General features: G+C 61.7%; 2 protein-coding genes. Both read left to right on the forward strand.

The features are described from left to right. Positions 1-2588: Hint domain-containing protein (locus ACTG4J_RS14860; RefSeq protein ID WP_439140517.1), on the forward strand; the 2588-nt coding region annotated here is incomplete at its 5' end. A gap of 181 nt (positions 2589-2769) precedes the next feature. After that, the gene (locus ACTG4J_RS14865; RefSeq protein ID WP_439140518.1) at positions 2770-4494 is read left to right on the forward strand and encodes a cation:proton antiporter; all 1725 of its coding nucleotides are present in this window, start codon (positions 2770-2772) and stop codon (positions 4492-4494) included. Positions 4495-4612: the final 118 nt, after the last annotated feature.

Consider the following 4612-nt stretch of genomic DNA (forward strand, 5'->3'; position numbering starts at 1 on the left):
ACTCGATCTCGGGTGGTTCGGGCAATGACACGATCCTCGGCGGTTCGCCCGAAACGGTCACTAGCCCCAACCTGATCGTCAACGGCTCGTTCGAGGCAGGTGTTGCGGACGGCGCATGGCAATACTTCAGCAACGGGAATTTGGCCGGCTGGCAATCCGACAGCGGTATTGTCGAGGTTCAAGGCAACGGCTTTGCCGGGATCACGGCCGCCGATGGAACCAATTGGGCCGAGATCGACGCCGATAGTGCCGTCGATAATATCTATCAGGATGTCACGACCCCTGCGGGCGAAAGCCTGACGTTGAGCTTCGAGGCGCAACAGCGCAGCGCGGGAGACACACAATCGATCGAGGTCTGGTTCGGCGGCGTCTTGATCGACACGATCACGCCCACGACCAATGCCTGGCAGACCTATAGCTATACCGTCACCGGAAGCGGGACGGATCGCCTCGAATTCCGGGAATTGAGTTCCCAAAGCAACTCGTTCGGCCCCTTGCTCGACAATGTGTCGCTCACCGGGCCAGTCACCGTCACCTCCGATGACACGCTCTCGGGCGGTGACGGCGATGACAGCATTCTGGGCGAAGGTGGCGATGACCTGCTCTTCGGCGACGCGGGTAACGACACACTCTCGGGCGGCAGTGGCGACGACACGCTTTTTGGTGGCGATGGCGACGACGTTCTGATCGCGGGCAACAATACCGGCGCGGGCGATAGCCTATCGGGTGGCGCAGGGGACGATATCCTTGTCGACAGTTTTTGGAACGCGACGCTGGATGGCGGCACGGGCTCCGACCTTTTCGAACTGGGCTATGGCAACGCGACCGTGATCGGTGGCGAAGACGTCGGAAATACCGATGTCGACCTGATGGATTTCCAGACCGCCAATGATGCGGTCAACGTCCTTTATGACGGGGATGAAAGCGGCAGCTACACCGATAGCGATGGCGATAACGGGCAATTCAGCCAGATCGAGGGGATCATTCTCAGCGATCAGGCGGACACGGTCGATGCCAGTGCCGATACCAGCGGCGTGATCTTGATCGGCAATGACGGTGACGACCTGATCACCGGCGGTCAAGGCGCGGACTTCATCGAAGGCGGCGCGGATAATGACAGCATCGCGGGTGGTGCGGGCAATGACACGCTGCTTGGCGGAAGCGGTGAAGACACCCTTGTCGGCGGGGATGGTAACGACACGATCGATGGCGCGGGCGGTAACGACACCATCGATGGTGGCGCAGGCACCGACACGATCGATGGCGGCTTCGGCAATGACCTGCTCAGCGGCGGCGATGGCAACGACACGATCCTCGGCGGATCGGGCGATGATACGATCGACGGTGGCGCGGGTGACGACCTGTTGGTCACCGGCAGCTACGGCGGTGCCTTTGCCACCAGTAACGACGCGGCCGGCAATACCAATGTCGTCAGCGGCGGCGATGGCAATGACACGATCCTTGCCAGTGTCGGGGCCGATACGCTGTCGGGCGATGCGGGCGATGACAGCATCGATGGCCAAGGTGGCGATGACGTCATCACGGGCGGCGACGGGCGCGACACGCTGCAAGGCGGCGCAGGTGCCGACACGCTGACGGGCGGCACCGGGGCTGATGCCTTCATCGTCGATGATGGCGGCGACATCATCACCGATTTCGACACGACCACGGGTATCCAAGGCGGCGGCACACCCGATCAGACCGACAATGACTTCGTCGATCTCTCGACTTTTTACAACGAAACAACGCTGGCGGCATGGAACGCGGCCAACCCGACCAATACCTTCGTGCGCCCTATCGATTGGCTGCGCGCCGATCATGCAGATGACGGGGCGCTGGCCGAGGTGGGCGGGTTGCAGATCCGCGGGGCCGATGGGCAGCCCGTCGCCGCCAATGAATTGAATTTCGAAAACACCAACGTGGTGTGTTTCGCCAATGGCACCCGCATCGCCACAGCCCAAGGCGCGGTCAAGGTCGAGGATCTCAAACCCGGCGATCTGGTGATGACCATGGATCACGGGCTGCAACCGCTGCGCTGGATCGGCTCGCGCCGTCTGGACAAGGATGATCTCAACCGCAACCCCAATCTGCGCCCGATCCGACTGTGTGCATCGGCCTTGGGCATGACCGAGATGACCGAAGATCTGTTGGTATCGCCGCAGCATCGCATCATGATGGCCTCGCCCATCGCGCAGCGCATGTTCGGCTGCTCGGAGGTGCTGGTCGCGGCCAAGGATCTTGTGACCATCGCGGGCATCGCCATCGCCGATAATGTCACAGAGCTAAGCTATCATCACCTCTTGTTCGACGATCATGAGATCGTCTTCGCCAATGGCATCCCCGCCGAAAGCCTCTACCTCGGCACGCAGGCCCGCAAGGCACTGAGCCCTGAGGGGTTGGCCGAGATACACGCCATTTTCCCCGAGTTCGCCGCACCGCATTTCACACCGGTGGCCTGTCGCCCAATTTTGTCAGGCAAGCGCGCGCGCAAACTGGGTTGGCGCCACTCGCTCAACCGCAAGCCGCTGATCGATCCGCGGATGGCACGGGCAACGACGGATGATGCCAAGCGGTCATTCCTGAACTAAGCGCGTGAAAGCCCGTCGTTGATCCAAATGCACGGCATTTGATCCAGATCATCAAAAAACCTTGCGCGACCGGCGATGAGGGAAACAGAAACACGTAAAAGGCGCGCGCAATGACACGATATTCCGGCACGAGCGGCTCGGCCGCCGATGATGTTTGCCTTGCTGCCGCGCGGGTGCGGGCATGATCGCTTCGTTGATCCAATCGCCCTTTGCCGAGATTGCCGTGCTTTTGGTCATGGCCGCCGTGATCGGCTTTATCGGCGTACTGTTGCGCCAGCCCTTGATCGTCAGCTTCATCGCGGTCGGGCTACTTGCCGGGCCCTCGGCGCTCGATATCGTGCGCGCCGATGCGCAGATCGACTTTTTGTCGGAACTCGGCATCGCGGTTCTGCTTTTTCTGGTCGGGATCAAACTGGATGTGAAGCTGATCCGCTCGCTGGGGGCTGTGTCGCTCATGACGGGGCTTGGGCAGGTCGCCTTTACCTCGATCTTCGGTTTTTTGATCGGCCTGACGCTGGGGCTTGACGCGATCACTAGCCTCTATGTCGCCGTGGCGCTGACCTTTTCCTCGACCATCATCATCGTCAAACTGCTTTCCGACAAGCGCGAGATCGATAGCCTTCATGGCCAGATCGCATTGGGTTTTCTGATCGTGCAGGATCTGGTGGTGGTCTTGGCGATGATCGTGCTGTCGGCGATCGGGATCGGCGCGGGCGATGAGGGGCATGGTGGCGGGTCGGTCGGCATGGTGCTGGTGTCGGGCGTGGCGCTGGTGGGGCTTGTGATCTTGTTCGTGCGCTATGTGGCGACGCCGTTGACCGACCGGCTGGCGCGTGCGCCTGAGCTTTTGGTCATCTTCGCCATCGCCATGGCCGCGATGTTCGCCGCCATCGGCTATGGCGTGGGACTGGGCAAAGAGGTTGGCGGGCTCTTGGCGGGCGTGGCGCTGGCCTCGACCCCCTACCGCGAAACCATTGCCGCGCGTCTGGCACCATTGCGCGATTTCTTGTTGCTGTTTTTCTTCATCGCCCTCGGGGCGGCACTGGATCTGTCGCTTCTGGGCAGCCATGTCACCGGCGCGATCGTCTTTTCGCTCTTCGTGTTGATCGGCAATCCGCTGATCGTGCTGTTGATCATGGGGGCCTTGGGCTACCGCAAGCGCACGGGCTTTCTGGCCGGGCTAACGGTGGCGCAGATCAGTGAGTTTTCGCTCATCTTCATCGCGATGGGCGTATCGCTGGGTCATGTGCGCGATGATGCGCTGGGTTTGGTGACGATGGTTGGCCTCGTGACCATCGCGGCCTCGACCTACATGATCACCTATTCGCATCAGCTTTATGCCGTCTTCGGGCCGTATCTGGGCCTTTTCGAACGGCGCGGCACCCCGCGCGAAGCGAGCGAGAGCGACAACCATGCAACAACCGGCTTTCGGGTCATTATCTTCGGACTGGGGCGTTTCGGTACGGCGATCGGGCTGCGCCTGCATAAGCGCGGCATCGCGGTGTTGGGCGTGGATTTCAACCCACAGGCGATCCGGCGGTGGCGCGCCTTGGGTCTGGAGACCGCGTTCGGCGATGCCAGCGATCCCGAATTCATCGCGGAATTGCCCTTGTCGCGGGCCGAACGCATCGTCTTGACAGTGCCGATACATCCCACGGGGCTGAGCCATGAGGATACGCGCACGACCCTGATCCAGCTGACCCGCGCGGCAGGGTATCGCGGCAAGATCGCGGTCAGCTCGCACAGCGCCGATGAGACCGCAATGCTGGCGACGGCCGGGGCCGATCTGGTGCTTGAGCCGTTTCAGGATGCCGCCGACCGGGCCGTGGCCCTGTTGTGTGGCGCGCCCGTCGAAGACCGCACTGAGATACCGGCCATCGCCTCCGAGCAGCGGCCGACCGGCTGAGCAATGGCCCAAGCTTGCGGTCTGATTGGCGCTTCTTGCCGCCTATCTGCATACAGTGCTGTCCATAAACACCCCACCCCCGGGTGTTTTCATATGGATTGACGCAAGATTGTATACA

The organism is Roseicyclus sp., from assembly GCF_965662675.1.
Lineage (GTDB): Bacteria > Pseudomonadota > Alphaproteobacteria > Rhodobacterales > Rhodobacteraceae > Roseicyclus.

Excerpts from the sequence above, each read along its gene's own strand:
- ACTG4J_RS14865 (WP_439140518.1), top strand. The coding sequence starts at position 2,770 with ATGATCGCTTCGTTGATCCAATCGCCCTTTGCCGAGATTGCCGTGCTT.